Annotated in this window: 16 protein-coding genes; 5 read left to right on the top strand and 11 right to left on the bottom strand. The window is 43.4% G+C overall.

All coding sequences use genetic code 11. The features are described 5' to 3' along the window. Positions 1–20: 20 nt before the first annotated feature. From DP114_RS03145 to lipB, 3 genes are all read right to left on the bottom strand, one after another. Positions 21–599 (bottom strand): GNAT family N-acetyltransferase, encoded by a 579-nt coding sequence (locus DP114_RS03145; protein ID WP_169267123.1) that lies wholly within the window; start codon positions 597–599, stop codon positions 21–23. 394 nt (positions 600–993) lie between these two features. Beyond that, on the bottom strand, positions 994–1,449 hold the full coding sequence (locus DP114_RS03140; protein ID WP_171975431.1) for a peptidoglycan-binding domain-containing protein: 456 nt from the start codon (positions 1,447–1,449) through the stop codon (positions 994–996). A gap of 787 nt (positions 1,450–2,236) precedes the next feature. Then, positions 2,237–2,941, bottom strand: coding sequence for a lipoyl(octanoyl) transferase LipB (lipB, locus tag DP114_RS03135; protein WP_171975430.1), 705 nt, complete (start codon positions 2,939–2,941; stop codon positions 2,237–2,239). Positions 2,942–3,481: 540 nt separating this feature from the next. On the opposite strand from lipB, the gene hpf reads away from it, so the two are divergent. Next, positions 3,482–4,132, top strand: coding sequence for a ribosome hibernation-promoting factor, HPF/YfiA family (hpf, locus tag DP114_RS03130; RefSeq protein ID WP_171975429.1), 651 nt, complete (start codon positions 3,482–3,484; stop codon positions 4,130–4,132). A gap of 99 nt (positions 4,133–4,231) precedes the next feature. Here hpf and DP114_RS03125 read toward each other — a convergent pair whose 3' ends face one another. Then, positions 4,232–4,690, bottom strand: coding sequence for a peroxiredoxin (locus DP114_RS03125; protein ID WP_169267127.1), 459 nt, complete (start codon positions 4,688–4,690; stop codon positions 4,232–4,234). Between the two features lie 169 nt (positions 4,691–4,859). On the opposite strand from DP114_RS03125, the gene DP114_RS03120 reads away from it, so the two are divergent. Continuing rightward, positions 4,860–5,996 (top strand): acyltransferase family protein, encoded by a 1,137-nt coding sequence (locus DP114_RS03120; RefSeq protein WP_171975428.1) that lies wholly within the window; start codon positions 4,860–4,862, stop codon positions 5,994–5,996. 82 nt (positions 5,997–6,078) lie between these two features. Here the strand turns inward: DP114_RS03120 and DP114_RS03115 are convergent, their stop codons facing one another. Together DP114_RS03115 and DP114_RS03110 are read right to left on the bottom strand one after the other, a co-directional pair. Then, positions 6,079–6,591 carry a cupin domain-containing protein gene (locus DP114_RS03115; protein WP_211178625.1) on the bottom strand — a complete coding sequence of 171 codons (513 nt, stop codon included), beginning with the start codon at positions 6,589–6,591 and terminating at the stop codon, positions 6,079–6,081. 163 nt (positions 6,592–6,754) lie between these two features. Beyond that, complete coding sequence (locus tag DP114_RS03110) at positions 6,755–7,987, bottom strand: DUF4336 domain-containing protein (RefSeq protein ID WP_171978106.1); 1,233 nt, start codon at positions 7,985–7,987, stop codon at positions 6,755–6,757. A gap of 167 nt (positions 7,988–8,154) precedes the next feature. Here DP114_RS03110 and DP114_RS03105 point away from each other — a divergent pair, with 167 nt between their 5' ends. Together DP114_RS03105 and DP114_RS03100 are read left to right on the top strand one after the other, a co-directional pair. After that, positions 8,155–8,403: a DUF2281 domain-containing protein gene (locus DP114_RS03105; RefSeq protein ID WP_169267130.1), complete on the top strand. Its 249-nt coding sequence runs from the start codon at positions 8,155–8,157 to the stop codon at positions 8,401–8,403. Continuing rightward, positions 8,404–8,799, top strand: coding sequence for a type II toxin-antitoxin system VapC family toxin (locus tag DP114_RS03100; protein ID WP_169267131.1), 396 nt, complete (start codon positions 8,404–8,406; stop codon positions 8,797–8,799). 101 nt (positions 8,800–8,900) lie between these two features. Here DP114_RS03100 and bchB read toward each other — a convergent pair whose 3' ends face one another. Further along, the gene (gene bchB / locus DP114_RS03095) at positions 8,901–10,427 is read right to left on the bottom strand and encodes a ferredoxin:protochlorophyllide reductase (ATP-dependent) subunit B (RefSeq protein WP_171975427.1); all 1,527 of its coding nucleotides are present in this window, start codon (positions 10,425–10,427) and stop codon (positions 8,901–8,903) included. A 235-nt stretch (positions 10,428–10,662) separates the two neighbouring features. Between bchB and DP114_RS03090 the strand changes: the two genes are divergently transcribed. Beyond that, positions 10,663–11,805 carry a nucleoside hydrolase gene (locus tag DP114_RS03090; RefSeq protein ID WP_246163042.1) on the top strand — a complete coding sequence of 381 codons (1,143 nt, stop codon included), beginning with the start codon at positions 10,663–10,665 and terminating at the stop codon, positions 11,803–11,805. Positions 11,806–11,903: 98 nt separating this feature from the next. Here DP114_RS03090 and DP114_RS03085 read toward each other — a convergent pair whose 3' ends face one another. From DP114_RS03085 to rpmI, 4 genes are all read right to left on the bottom strand, one after another. After that, positions 11,904–12,446 carry a tetratricopeptide repeat protein gene (locus DP114_RS03085; RefSeq protein WP_171975426.1) on the bottom strand — a complete coding sequence of 181 codons (543 nt, stop codon included), beginning with the start codon at positions 12,444–12,446 and terminating at the stop codon, positions 11,904–11,906. Positions 12,447–12,562: 116 nt separating this feature from the next. After that, a complete protein-coding gene (locus DP114_RS03080; protein WP_171975425.1) occupies positions 12,563–13,390 on the bottom strand; it encodes a transporter substrate-binding domain-containing protein in 828 nt (275 codons plus the stop codon). Positions 13,391–13,402: 12 nt separating this feature from the next. Beyond that, positions 13,403–13,759, bottom strand: a complete 357-nt coding sequence (rplT, locus tag DP114_RS03075) for a 50S ribosomal protein L20 (RefSeq protein WP_169267136.1) — start codon at positions 13,757–13,759, stop codon at positions 13,403–13,405. A gap of 22 nt (positions 13,760–13,781) precedes the next feature. After that, positions 13,782–13,979 (bottom strand): 50S ribosomal protein L35, encoded by a 198-nt coding sequence (rpmI, locus tag DP114_RS03070; RefSeq protein WP_169267140.1) that lies wholly within the window; start codon positions 13,977–13,979, stop codon positions 13,782–13,784. Positions 13,980–14,121: the final 142 nt, after the last annotated feature.

Below are 14,121 nucleotides of genomic sequence, written 5' to 3'. Positions count from 1 at the left end.
CAGAGGAGGAGAGTAAACATTCATTGACGCAAATTATAGCCGTCAGCGATGACACTCTGGCGGGCAAGCCACTCGTCATGCAATAAGGCGTAGATATACTCGTCTTGCCATTCGCCTTTGATGAATTGGCTTTGCCGTAAATGCCCTTCACGCCTCATGCCAAGACGTTCCATAAGCCGAAAGGATGCTGTATTACGTGTGTCGCAGATCGAGGTGATTCGGTGTAACTTGCGGTGTGCAAAGCCATAGGTGAGTAATACTTGTGCCGCCTCTGTTGCATAACCATGTCCCTGATAACTCGGGTGAAGTGACCACCCGATTTCGCCCTTACTTTGCGCTTTTGGCAATAGGTTCATGCTAACCTCGCCAATCATTTTGGCGTCGCCTATATGCTGAATGGCAAACGCGATATAACCGCCCTCATCGCCAATTTCCACTACTGCTTGTCGGGTAAGAAAGCCCATTCCTCGCTCTTCGGTAAGTGGTTCTATAGGCGTATATCGTAAAACCTCAGGGTGAGTTTGATATGTCAGAAAATCAAGCAAATCTGTCTGTGCCATACGGCGTATAATTAACCGTTTTGTTACCACTGGTTCCATACTTTTCTTCACCTATTTCCGCAAGGAGGCTCGCGCCAAATCAAAGATTATGGCGTCGAGACGGCAGGCGCTACAAGTCGGGAAACCCGCCCAACGCGCTACCTCAGGAATTGTGGGTTAAAAACGCAACATCCCCCGACTAATAGCAACCGTAGGTAGTTTACTTACAGCATCATCAGCGACCAATTCAAGCTAAGACATGATCAAAGAAGTCGTTGGATGAATAGTGGTTTAATAGCGTTCGCGCAGGGTGTCCCCTTGCGACTCAGCGTGCCGTAGGCATAGCCCCCGGATTCATCCGTGGAGAAGAAAAGCATTTTCGCGCACCTGTTACCTCCGGATTCATCCGTGGGGATATTCTGAATTCTGACTCCTTCTCACACAGCTTGTTGTATTAATCGCCGATAATTCCACCCCACGTGAGTGGACCAACAACCCCTACCGTATTAGAGTCTATCTCACCAGACTTTTGTGTTTTAATGACGGCTGCTTTTGTGTTTGAACCAAATATACCGTCTATGGCACCGGTATAAACATCGTCAGATTTTAAACCTTCCTGGAGTTGTTTCACGACTTCGCCCTTTTCGCCTTCTCTCAAAAATTCTCCTGGTTGTTTCGGCCAATCAGAGCGAGGACGTAAAGCCTCCCACGTTTTTCCCCCTACAATCCCATCAGCAGTAAGCTTTCTACTCTGCTGAAACTTTACCACTGCAGCTTTAGTTTTAGAACCAAACGACCCGTCTGTTACACCTGGATCAAACTCGTTCTTTCCATCTCTAAATTTCAGTATAAACTGCAAATCTATGACTTCTGGTCCCGTAGAGCCTTCCTTGAGAACTGATACTACCATGTGCCCCCCAGTTATTGGCGAAAGTTGTAAATTTACTCAGCTATTATACGTATATTTTTATGTATTTAATAATTTAAAAAAGATTAAGATCAGTCACGATGTTCTAAACCTGTTACGTATGGAGTCGTCGCCCTACTTTTCAACTCAGCAATGAAGCTTAATTAGCAGTGATTTGATGACGTCTGAGACTACATTGCTCAGTACACTCAACGGGCTGCTGATAACCTCCTTATTGCGTGGCTTTGAAAAGTTTCCGGTACTCGCAAAGTTTCGTAGAAGTCACATAAATTTAAGCAACAATGACATATTTACTGAATTGGTATTATATAGATCCTGGTTCTGCCTGAAAGGACAGATGTGTCAAAACGCCCGTGCTCAATACCACATCTACGGCTACGCCTATCACAAACGCTATCAGGGGTTGCCTGCTGATCGATAAATTTTCTGCATATCTAGGCAAATCTTGGAATTTTTGCCAAGATTTTTCCAAAATTTTGCAGATGGAGGTGTATAATACAATTACGCTTGATTAGTGCGGGATGCAAAAGTAACTCAGGCATGAAACCCTTGAAACACTTGGCACAAACTAATAACAAAAAATTGAATATTTTTTTAAGTCTCGTACTGAAATTCATTTCAGTATCTCTAACTGGGGATTAGAGGTCAAGGAACCCGCGCCACGAGGCAAGGGAACCAAGCTCCAAAGGCACTTGTTATTGAGCGAACTTACACCGTAGAGTTGGACTTGCTTATATTTACGAATTTATACGTAGATATGCGTAGGTTTTTAGAAGCGGTTATCATCCTGCCACTTGCACCTGATAGAACTTCCATTTACATCATCACCAATCAATTCAACCTCAAAAACTTCTGCAAAGCACTTTGCCACATGAGCGCGTACCTCCAATAAAGAAATATCAGGAATCCACTGAGCTAAACTACCCACAGGTTTATCAGCAATACCACAGGGTACAATACGCTCAAATCCGCTCATGTCAGGACAAACATTTAATGCAAAGCCGTGCATGGTTATCCAACGGCTGACTTTAATACCGATCGCAGCAACTTTGCGCCCTTCTAACCAAACACCAGTAAAACCAGGATTGCGTTCTCCTTGTAAGCCATACATTTTGAGTGTACGAATTAAGACTTCTTCTAGTTGACGCAAGTACCAATGTAAGTCTTTATGGTAATGTTGCAAATTTAAAATTGGGTATCCTACCAGTTGACCGGGACAATGGTATGTGACTTCGCCACCTCGTTCAACTCGATGCACTTCATAGGTACTTGTCGTCTGGTCAAATTTGAGAAATTCTGAATTGGCTCCTTGCCCCAAAGTGTAGACAGGCGGATGTTCTAGCAAGATTAGCACATCTTCCAGGCTTGGGTTTTGAATGCGCTCAGCTAGAAGGGTGCGCTGCCATATCAGCGCCTCTGAGTATGGTATCACTACTTGGTTATATAGCAAACATCGATTGTTGTGCAAAGACATGTTACAAACAAAGAAAAAATCAACCAGAATACAGAGCAAAATGTATCTCTTGTAACCAATAGGGTGTGAAAAATGTCAAGCTATGCAAAGGATTTTAAAGGAAAGTCAAGGAATTGGTTTTCCAAAATACAAGATGCTAATTTTGAATATATAACCTCAATGGAGTTGGGAGGAATTCTCACAAAAGAACTGTCACACCAACAAAAAAGAAATAAGTCTACTGGGTGATGACGCCTAAACAATGGTTGACAGAAAATACAAAATTAAGAATTGCAAAAAGACTTGTGTATTTTAGGAAAAACGATTAAGGCTTCACCAAGCAAAAAACCAAAGAAATCTGCGTAATCTCTGATTGCTTTTCAACCGATTGGAATCACAGCAGAGGTTCGTGAGGTAAAGATGGGCGAAACCTCACAAAAACTTAGATGTAGTCAGTCTAAATCCGTTGACGATAGATTCTGGCGGCAATCATAGATCTTACCGCATTTCCTTGTCATCCGAAACAAAATTCACAAAAAAACATAGAGCGGGAGAGTTTACATGAAGCTTGTCATCCACAGCAAAAATATTGAAATCACCGATGCGATTAGGGATTATGTGCATCAAAAAATTGAAAAGGCGGCAAGTCATTATCAAAACATCACCCATGAAGTGGATGTGCATTTGAGCGTAGCTCGTAATCCCCGAATTAATCCCAGGCAGGCGGCTGAAGTCACTATTTATGCCAATGGCAGTGTTATTCGTGCTGAGGAGAGTAGCGAGAACCTCTACGCCAGTATAGATTTGGTGTCAGACAAAATTGCCCGTCGGCTGCGTAAATATAAAGAGCGGCGTCAAGAGAAGAAAACACACGCCCAAGAAACAATTGAAGGAGTTGTTCAAGAGGCAGTCGTCACAGATTTAATTGGCGATCGCACTCCAGAACTACCTGAAGAAGTGGTCCGTTGTAAATATTTTGCCATGCCTCCGATGACTATGGCAGAAGCATTAGAACATCTGCAATTGGTAGGACACGACTTTTATATGTTCCACAATGTGGATACTGGCGAAATCAATGTGATTTACGAACGCAATCACGGCGGTTATGGCGTGATTCAACCACGTCATACTAATAATGGTCATACCAACGGCAAGAACGGCAAGACAAGCAATGGTGAGGTTGGTATGCCGGAGAAATCTTTCCACAAGTAAGATCTAAGAGCAAGTAAGGTGAGTGGAGCGATCGCACTTTAGGCGATCGCTCCACTTACCCTATTTTAAAATCTAGCTTTCTTCATCATCCAGGACTTATTAAGCTGTTTGCAGTTGTTGCAACGTTTTGATTGCTTCCTCGACGTGACCTTTGAAGTTAAACATTGAGTCAAAGACATACTGTACAACTCCTTGGTTATCAATAACATAACTCACCCGACCGGGAATCAAACCGAAGGCTGTAGTTGCGCCGTATTGCTTACGCACTTGGTCGCCTTTATCGCTTAAAAGGGTAAAAGGTAGTTGGTACTTGGCGGCAAATTTCTGGTGAGACTCGGGTGAGTCACCACTCACACCAATGACTTCTGCGCCTGCTGTTTTAAAGACTTCGTACTGGTCGCGAAAAGCGCACGACTGAGTTGTACATCCTGGTGTGTCGTCCTTGGGGTAAAAGTACAGGACGACTGGTTTGCCACGAAAATCTTCCAGGCTCACAGGTGTACCGTTCTGGGACGGTAATGTAAAATTGGGGGCTGTGTCTCCTACTTTTACTGGCATAGATTTCAATTCAATTTCAAAATTTCAATTAAAAATTGCATATGGGCAAAAGATACCTAATGCAAAATTTGTGTTAACAAAATTTTAACTTGTATTTCATTCTACGAATTTATCTTGATTATCTATACAAAGCGGAGTAGTTTGTATTATTCAATGCAAAATTCCGCTTATGGGTCGTCTCACTTCACTTGATGTTTTTCGCGGCATCACTATCGCAGCCATGATTCTTGTTAACATGGCGGGTGTTGCCGACGAATCAAAAGTCTACCCTCCATTACTCCATGCAGATTGGCACGGCTGTACCCCAACTGATTTAGTCTTTCCTTTCTTCTTGTTTATCGTTGGTGTGGCGATGACTTTCTCCTTGTCAAAGTACACTGGCGACAATAAACCCACAGCGCCTGTTTACTTGCGTATTTTGCGTCGCGCTGCGATTTTATTCGCTTTAGGATTATTACTCAATGGTTTTTGGAATAAAGGTCCTTGGACTTTTGATTTGAGTAGTATCCGCATTATGGGAGTGTTGCAACGCATTAGCTTGACATATCTCCTTGCTTCTGTTGCTGTCCTTAAACTCCCACGTAAAGGACAATGGATACTGGCAGGAGTGTTACTCATCGGCTACTGGTTAGCAATGATGTATGTACCCGTTCCCGGTTATGGCGCTGGAGTGCTGACGCGAGAGGGAAATTTCGGTGCTTATATAGACCGTTTAATTATTCCTCAAGCACATCTTTACAAGGGTGATGGTTTTAAAAATTTAGGAGATCCAGAGGGACTTTTTGGCACTATTCCCGCTATTGTGAGTGTATTGGCTGGATATTTCGCTGGACAATGGATACGCGCTCAGCCAGTTAAATCTCGTACAAGCATAGGTTTAGTATTATTTGGTATTGGTTGCTTAATTATTGGTTGGGCATGGGGCTGGACATTCCCGATTAACAAAAAGCTATGGACGAGTTCTTATGTAATTTTTACTAGTGGTTGGGCATTATTGTTACTTGCAGCTTGTTATGAACTTATTGAAGTGCGGCGGGTACGGCGTTGGGATAAACCTTTTGAAGTGCTGGGATTAAATGCAATTTCCCTTTTTGTTGCTTCTGTACTGCTGATTAAAATCTTGGTGAGAACTAAAGTTGGTTCTGGGGAAAATGCTCCCAACACTTATGATTGGATTTACCAGAATGTATTCGCATCTTGGGCTGGTGCGATGAATGGTTCTTTACTTTTCGCCATTGTCACTGTGTTACTTTGGGTGGCGATCGCCTATGTGATGTATCAGCGGCGATGGTTTTTCAAAGTCTAAACTCCGTTAAGTCCTACCTTGTTTATAATTAAGCACCCAAGACAATCATTGTGGAAGGATTGAGGCTGAAGTTGCGGCAATTTCATCTGTTTTCAGGATTGATTAAAATAGATTTTGGTTGATTAGCATCAAATAGAGAAGCAGATAATAGAATAATCGGTTTGTTTGTTAGGTTTTCTCCATAATGAACCATTCCAGCAGGTTCAACTAAAGAATCTCCTACTGTAAGCTGTATAGTTTTCCCTTTTTGAAGAATCAATTGTGTGCCATTAGCTTTCGTTACTTTAGCCTCTCCTTGCACAACAGTATAAGTTAAAGTTCCCGCTTCTACTCGTTCAATCTGCATTCCCGGATGAATATGAGTAGGGAGTTTTGTTCTTGGTGCGATTGTATAGCGTACAAGCTCAAGAATCTGCTTTTGATCTTGAGTCGGATAACCACTCGCTAAAACTTCACGCCTAACAGATTGAGTGTAAGTATTGGGTGAGGGGCTTTCTTGGCTGTTAACAACTACACTGCCAAAAGCCAGGATAGCTAAGGGGAGAATCACAGACGCTTTTCTCATCTTAAAAGTTTTTTGTTGGGGTAATTTCATAAATATTAATTTTCCTTAATATCTCTGATACAAATGGTACTAAAGAAAGCTGAAACACTTGTGATTGAAGCAGTTTGCAATTGCTTACGTAATTCATACCGGGGTTTTGTTTGATTCGGGCGTAACTATAGTTTTGTGTTTTTTCATTTTATAGATGTATCGATCAAATCTTCTCTTTAGCTGGTGTGGCGATTCCGCGCCTAACCAGATTCCCCTCAAGTTCTTTGATGAATTTAAAGTCTTCCTCCACCAAAGGCTGACTTGAACTTCCAAATGATTCTTCACATGCCAAAGGTTTCTTCTCAAGGAAAGCAAATGCTTGCCGAAATTGACGGGGAACAGCTTCAATTGCCGAATCAAAGTGACAGGAAATAATTCGCCCAAAATCCCAAGTTGCAACTTTGTCAGCCCAGTTGAGTACTTGTCTCGGTGCTTGGGGAAAAATGAAGATTTGCAGAATCGGTGCGACAAATGGACGCCCATTTCCTCGTAGGGTATCGAATGAGTGCTTCCAGTTCTGTTTCCAGCGAAATGGAAATAAACCAAAGTACGCCTTTGGTGAGTGGTTTGGTGCTTGAAAAGTATCGCGAAACGTCTGCACCATTCCAGTTACCTCTAGCATACTGGGACGAAAGTAAACTGCAAATAAACAAATGCGTTGCCATCCTTTGCGGCGGTTTGCTTGATTGTCCTCGATCGCCTCGAAGGCATTTTCTCTAGCGTGAAACAGCAAGGGATATGGATCTAATTGAGCGATCGCCGGTGGTTCTTCTGGTACAGATAAAACAGAATCAGTTACAAGCACAGTCCGCGATCGCCTGTGGAAAACCGCTACTTCCGCAAAAGAACCCCGTCCCAAGTTGATGTCCAACACTGCATAATCAAACTCATCACCAAAGGGCGCTTGTTTGCTGTCCTCTGGCAGCACTTGGGTTCGTTTTTGAGGAAAGCCAAGCCAACTCAACGGTAGGTTGAACGGCAAACTCCACTGATGCGGGGCAATGAAAACCTGTGCGTTTGGAAAGCGTCTGGCAAAGGGACCAACGAAAACTTTGTGCTCCAAACCAGAACTCGTTGGCAGAATGATATACTTAACTTCACCGTGAACAGCCACCAACTCGTTCACCAAGCGCACACACTCAGTCGTCGGAGCAACAGGGGCATAGACAAGTAGACCCCCTGCCCAGAGCTTTACGACGGTCATACGAATCGGTACGATAGTGTAGAGGATGCCTTGAAGTTGATCGAATGTCCAGATAGTGTCCTTAACTATTTCCCTACGAAGTGTCCGCCGCTTGTTGTAGGGGTAGAGTGGTACAGCAGGCCAAAACGGCCATGACCAATCTCTTGGATGTTCTTGTGGCTGTACCTTCTTTTGACGTTCCTGTGAATTCATCATCCTTCTACCCCTGGAGTGTTTCTTTCCAATTTTTAGCATTGGAAAGGTTTTTGCTTGTCAAGAAGTGTTTGTCGATAATTATGTTGTGGCAGGGCAAGACCTGCTCTGGTTTCATATAATTGAGTTTGCATCCCTTCAGGTTATGTAGTTTATCGAGAACCTGTATGACCATCGCTAAACAGATTTACGAACTCGTCAAATCTCTTCCTCAAGACCAAGCCAGCGAGATTCTCACTTTTGCTGAATCTATTCGTGCTAAATATCTAAATTCTAATCAACCCAGTAGTACAGTCGCTCCAGTACCTTGGGCTGAACTGGTTTATTCCTTAGCTGGAAGTTGGGGAGAGGACTTTCCTACGTTGGAAAACATTCGTGATAATTCGGGGCAGGACATCCTACGGGAGAGGCTCTAAATGTACGTTTTGGATACCAACACCCTGATCTACTACTTCAAAGGTCAAGGACAGGTTGCTCAAAATCTTGCCAATGTCTCTCCCCAAGAAATAGTCATTTCCACAATCGTTTTCTTTGAATTACAAGTCGGTATCGCCAAATCTAACTCACCTGCAAAACGCACCCAACAACTTCAGCAACTGTTGAGCCGAGTTAACCTGGTGTCGTTTGAGCAAGCTCATGCTTTGGCTGCGGCAACCATTCGTGCTCAATTAGAGCAACAAGGTACACCCATAGGTTCGCTCGATATTTTGATTGCTGGGACAGCCATAGCACTTCAGGCAACTCTCGTCACTCATAATGTCAACGAGTTTTCCAGGGTTGCAGGACTTGTGCTCGCAGATTGGTATTTATAATTATGCTGGTGCTCCTAATGCTTTATGCATTGATGTGGGGAACGTACGAACATAAATGTATGATTAGTGGAAAAGACGTTGCAATGCAACGTCTCTACGTACTATGCACCCACAGCTTCTTTCGCAGCGTACATCACTTCCAGAGTAATTTGAGTCATATTCCGCTCGCGAGCAAATTTCTCGGTGTTGCGCTTGACTTTACCACGCACAAAGCCAGGAACCTTGTTCAATTCTGCTTGAGCATCCTTAGTCCATCCCAAATCAGAATCAGCAGAAATGCCCTTGGTAATGACTTCCTTGGTATCATGTCCGCCGAAGATTTCCAACAGGTGGTCTTCCATTCCTAAGGTAAAGGAATTGTAGACCAAATCGGCAATCTGATTTGTTCCTTCGTAACCCATGAATGGTTTGTAACCGATGGGGAAGTTCTGGATGTGAATGGGTGCAGCAATCACACCGCAGGGGATATCCAGACGCTTACCAACGTGGCGTTCCATTTGGGTACCGAAGATCGCAGAAGGTTCGACGCGGGCGATCGCATCCCCAATTGCCCCATGATCCTCGGTGATCAGCACTTCATCACAATACTCGCTCACCTGCTGGCTGAACCACTCCGCATCGTATTTGCAGTAAGTTCCAGCCCAGACAACGTGAATGCCCATTTCTCGTGCCAGAATCTTAGTCATAGCAGCTGCGTGAGTGCTATCACCAAACACAACGGCTTTCTTACCAGTCAAGTTTTGACAGTCAATCGAACGAGAAAACCATGCAGCCTGTGATACATACAGAGTTTGCTGGTTGATAAACTCTTCGTAATCAACATCCGCCCCTTGAGCATTAATTATCTGCTGAATTTTACGGATACAACGAGCCGTTTCTACGACACCCATTGGTGTGATATCTACGGTTGGGATTCCGAATTGTTCTTCAAGGTAACGAGCTGCCATCACACCAAGTTCCCGGTAAGGGACAAGGTTAAACCAGGCGCGGGGCAGGTTCTTCAACTCGTGAACGGAAGCACCTTCTGGAATCACAGCATTCACCTCAATACCCAAGTCAGCCATCAACCGCTTGAGTTCTGTGCAGTCGTGCTGGTTATGGAAACCGAGGGTAGAAATACCGATGATGTTGACAGAAGGCTTTTCGGTTTTACCTTCAGGCAGTTGGCCTTTCTTGCGGGCTTTCTCGATGTAGTATTGGACGATTTGTTGGAGAGTGCGATCGGCAGCTTGGAGTTCATTCACGCGGTAGTGGTTCACGTCTGCCAGTAGCACATCCGCTTTCGCCTCCAGAGATGCCCTTTCCACAAAGTTTGCTAAGTCTTCTTGTAAAATGCTGGAAGTACAGGTGGGAGTTAACACAATCAAGTCTGGGTGTTCTTCCGCGTCTTTGCGGGTGATATTGTCCACCACTTTTTCTTGCGAACCCCGTGCCAAAACGTTGCGATCAACAATACTGGCTGTCACTGGCGTGAAGTTCCTTTCCCGTTCTAGCATAGAGCGCATAACGTTGAAGTAGTCATCACCCAAGGGCGCGTGCATGATCGCATGAACATTTTTAAAGGAACTGGCAACCCGCAGAGTACCAATGTGGGCGGGACCTGCATACATCCAGTAAGCCAATTTCATCTTTGATGTTCTCCCTTTGTATGAAATGAACTATAGCAATCCTATATGAGTTGTGAGAATTATCGTTCGCGCAGCGTGTCCGGAGGACATACCGCCAAGACGCCAAGGACGCCAAGAAAGAGAAGAGAAAATCTTACAAATAATTTAGGACTGCTATATATCTGATAATAAGAGCACTACGAGTGCTTGTTTTTTTTATCGTTTCTGATTTTCGCAGAACTTGTAGCCCTAAGAAATGGGATTTAACAGAATTGTAATAGAGGTGCGATCGTCCGATCGCTCAAACCTGCTGACTAATTGGGATTGGGCTTCTGACTTCAACAACATTTCTGTTGTAAAAGTGATAAGAATCTTAACTTTTAAGCAAATTTATAATGGAGCAATAATTCACATGATAGCCTTTGCAAATCAGCCCATCCCAGTAATACTAGATACAGACGGTGGTGTTGATGATGCCTTAGCTCTGATTATGGCATTGAATTCACCCCAATTAGACCTGAAAGCAGTCACCGTTGTCGCTGGCAATGTTAACGTAGATCTGGCTACTAATAATGTGTTGCGTGTACTGAGTATTGTTGAACCCGAAATTTCACCCATCGTTGCCAAAGGCTGTGAAAAACCATTGGTGAGACCTCCGTTCAATGCAGCGGGGATTCATGGTGCAGACGGTTTGGGTGAATTAGATCAGTTCTTAGAAGCTGATGGTACACCTCGCTATCCTAAACTTGCTATTGAGCCATCTACAGAGAATGCAATTGAGTTGCTTCTCAAAACAGCTCAAGAGTACGGCGACAGTCTAATCATTATTGCTTTAGGACCACTCACGAATCTGGCAACAGCGATTCAGAAAGATGGCGCAACCATGAAAAAAATCGGACGGATTGTGATCATGGGTGGGGCTGTGACTGTACCCGGAAATATTACAGCAGCGGCTGAATTTAACTTTTTTGTCGATCCCCATGCTGCTCAAATTGTGATGGAATCAGGAATTCCCCTCACCCTGGTTGGTTTAGATGTGACGATGAAAGCCCCTATAGCACGTCAAGTTGTTGAAGATAATTTACAGCGTCGTCCTTCTAAAGTCACCCAGTTTATTGTCGATTGCACTGGAATGTATATGGCTTTCCACCGTGACAACGAAAACTTTCACGGATGTTATCTACACGATCCTTTAGCTGTGGCGGTTGCGATTGATCCGAGTTTGGTAACAACAGAATCGCTATATATGATGGTTGAAACTGAAGGAAGATTCACCAGTGGAATGTCACTAGGTGATCGGCGCGATCGCAGAAGTGAGAAAACCAATCCGCCCAATGTAGAGGCTTGCTTAGAGGTGGATACTGAACGCTTTTTACAGCTATTCGATCAACTTGTTTGAGGAATATTTGCTTCTTTAGTATGAAAGGTAATTTTGGAGAGGCAAAGCCTCCCCAACCTATTCCTAAGCAAAGCGTGGGAACGAGAAATCTTCACCAATCATGCAGATACTAAGCGTCGCAAAGATTCAGAACGACGTTTTGCCGTGGCGTTATTTGGCTGAATTTTCAGGGCGTCTTCATAAGCTTGCAGGGCTTGAGCATTTAATTTTTTTCGCTCATATGCATGACCAAGATTATTCATTCCTACCACATAATCAGGTTTGATTTTCAGAGCTTCTTTATACTGACGTATGGCGATGTCAAACTGTTCTTGAGCAAAGTAAGCATAGCCTAACCCGTTGTAAATATAGGCTATATTTTCTTCTTCTTTTTCGCCTTCTTCCCTTTCTTCTTCAGCAGCTTTGATAGCTTTTTGAAAGAGAGTTATCGCTTGGGAAAATAGTTTTTTCTCAGAATAAATACTGGCTAACTCGTAATATTCTTGAGTGGTACCGCTTTCTTTGGTCAGTTTTTTTCGCAACCTTGACATGGAACCTTCAACTCTACGACTTTTGAAGACCTGGCGGAAAACACTGACAACTGCAATTAAGAGCAGACCGACTAAAACTGACAGATAAATAGTTGCTAGATCGTTATCCATTGTATTTAGTAAAATTTTCTTCTTATCTATATATCAGCTTATATGAAACAATGAGAATTATGAATTATGAATACTAAAAAATTTCATTTATAATTTCTAACTGAGAAGTTCCCAATTTAGCGTAATCCCCAATATGTAGCGCGTTGTTTGAGCCACCCAGAATTAATATAACGGGCAATGGCTTGGTTAACCTTTCTTCGTAATGGATCGTACTGCAATCCTTTAGGCATGACTACAGATAACGGTTGAGTTGATAGCTTAGCTGAGAGTAACCGATATTGGGGATATTGTTGCACCCAACCACTTAAAACACTAGCATCTGCAGCAAAGGCATCTGCTGAGTTATTTTCTAACAGCGCCAAGGCTGCTTGATAAGAATCTACTCCCACTAACTCGGCGTTTGGTATATAATAGCGCACATCGGCAATAGTGCTGGAATTGTTGAGCACGGCAACTTTCCGTTTTTCCAAATCACTTAATCTTTTGAATAATGTGTTTTTTGTGACTAATACAGTGCCATCGAAGTAGTAAGGAACACTGAAGCTGACTAAGCGAGAACGTGAGGCAGTTGCTGTAACTCTGGCGATCGCCAGATCAACTTTATGATCCAAGACTGCGGATAGGCGATCGCCATTAGCAACAGGTTGTAGTTTCACCGCATCAGCTTTACCAAGTAAGTCTGCTGCCAATGCCTTAGCTAAATCAATTTCTAAGCCTTGTAAATTACCGTTTGTATCTCTAAATCCTAAGGGAGGCAAGTTATCTTTGACTGCAATTCTGATATAGCCCCGCCGCTGAATTTCGGGCATTTCTTCTGCGGCAGATGCTGATAGTTGTGTATCTGCGACTGTGACAATGGAAAAAGTCAAGAACAAAAAAATGACAGCGGATATGAGCAGATGTAACCAACAACCTGCTTTCGATCTGTTACATCCGATATCCATCTGTTTGCACCTTTATCCTTTAGGTTGGCTTGCCAATTGCGCTACTTTGTCGAAGCTTGCTGGATCAAGAATTGCTAATTGTGCCAACATTTTGCGGTTGAGTTGGACATCAGCTTTTTTCAGATTCCCGATCAACTGGCTGTAACTCAAACCATGTTGGCGTGCAGCGGCGTTGATGCGGGTGATCCAGAGGCGGCGGAAATCGCGCTTACGTTTTTTGCGATCTACATAGGCGTTCCGCAGCGCCTTCATGACTCTTTGATTCGCCGTTCTAAACAGAGTTGAGTGAGAACCGCGAAAACCTTTAGCGAGTTTGAGAATTTTTTTGCGGCGTTTGCGAGCAACGTTACCGCGTTTTACCCGTGTCATATTGTTTTAGTTCCTGAACAAGTTACAAATAAGGGAGCATGAGGCGCACGTTTTCTGCATCGCGCTCATCGACAACTGCCATTTTCGACATATTACGTTTCTTATCAGAGCTTTTGTGCTCTAGCAGGTGGTTTTTGAACGCTTTGCGACGTACAATTTTACCGCTACCTGTAGCGCGGAATCTTTTTGCCGCTGCTTTACGAGTTTTGAGTTTAGGCATGGACTGGCTTTGATTGGACACAATCCATCATTATAAACTAAGAATTTAGAAACAAACGGCATCAGGCGCTGGCAAACGTTTTTTTGTTAAATAAAAAACTTCACAGTATCGAGAGCCATTTAAGAATCCGGGAATGTGGATT

The organism is Brasilonema sennae CENA114 (assembly GCF_006968745.1).
GTDB classification, from domain to species: Bacteria; Cyanobacteriota; Cyanobacteriia; order Cyanobacteriales; family Nostocaceae; genus Brasilonema; species Brasilonema sennae.
The sequence above is the reverse complement of the archived record's forward strand: the minus strand, read 5'-3'. Positions and strand labels throughout refer to the sequence as shown.

What these genes read in the sequence shown, in the direction of transcription:
- DP114_RS03145 (WP_169267123.1), bottom strand. Translation starts at nt 599, where the DNA reads ATGGAACCAGTGGTAACAAAACGGTTAATTATACGCCGTATGGCACAG.
- DP114_RS03140 (WP_171975431.1), bottom strand. Translation starts at nt 1,449, where the DNA reads ATGGTAGTATCAGTTCTCAAGGAAGGCTCTACGGGACCAGAAGTCATA.
- lipB (WP_171975430.1), bottom strand. Translation starts at nt 2,941, where the DNA reads ATGTCTTTGCACAACAATCGATGTTTGCTATATAACCAAGTAGTGATA.
- hpf (WP_171975429.1), top strand. Translation starts at nt 3,482, where the DNA reads ATGAAGCTTGTCATCCACAGCAAAAATATTGAAATCACCGATGCGATT.
- DP114_RS03125 (WP_169267127.1), bottom strand. Translation starts at nt 4,690, where the DNA reads ATGCCAGTAAAAGTAGGAGACACAGCCCCCAATTTTACATTACCGTCC.
- DP114_RS03120 (WP_171975428.1), top strand. Translation starts at nt 4,860, where the DNA reads ATGGGTCGTCTCACTTCACTTGATGTTTTTCGCGGCATCACTATCGCA.
- DP114_RS03115 (WP_211178625.1), bottom strand. Translation starts at nt 6,591, where the DNA reads ATGAAATTACCCCAACAAAAAACTTTTAAGATGAGAAAAGCGTCTGTG.
- DP114_RS03110 (WP_171978106.1), bottom strand. Translation starts at nt 7,987, where the DNA reads ATGAATTCACAGGAACGTCAAAAGAAGGTACAGCCACAAGAACATCCA.
- DP114_RS03105 (WP_169267130.1), top strand. Translation starts at nt 8,155, where the DNA reads ATGACCATCGCTAAACAGATTTACGAACTCGTCAAATCTCTTCCTCAA.
- DP114_RS03100 (WP_169267131.1), top strand. Translation starts at nt 8,404, where the DNA reads ATGTACGTTTTGGATACCAACACCCTGATCTACTACTTCAAAGGTCAA.
- bchB (WP_171975427.1), bottom strand. Translation starts at nt 10,427, where the DNA reads ATGAAATTGGCTTACTGGATGTATGCAGGTCCCGCCCACATTGGTACT.
- DP114_RS03090 (WP_246163042.1), top strand. Translation starts at nt 10,663, where the DNA reads ATGGGATTTAACAGAATTGTAATAGAGGTGCGATCGTCCGATCGCTCA.
- DP114_RS03085 (WP_171975426.1), bottom strand. Translation starts at nt 12,446, where the DNA reads ATGGATAACGATCTAGCAACTATTTATCTGTCAGTTTTAGTCGGTCTG.
- DP114_RS03080 (WP_171975425.1), bottom strand. Translation starts at nt 13,390, where the DNA reads ATGGATATCGGATGTAACAGATCGAAAGCAGGTTGTTGGTTACATCTG.
- rplT (WP_169267136.1), bottom strand. Translation starts at nt 13,759, where the DNA reads ATGACACGGGTAAAACGCGGTAACGTTGCTCGCAAACGCCGCAAAAAA.
- rpmI (WP_169267140.1), bottom strand. Translation starts at nt 13,979, where the DNA reads ATGCCTAAACTCAAAACTCGTAAAGCAGCGGCAAAAAGATTCCGCGCT.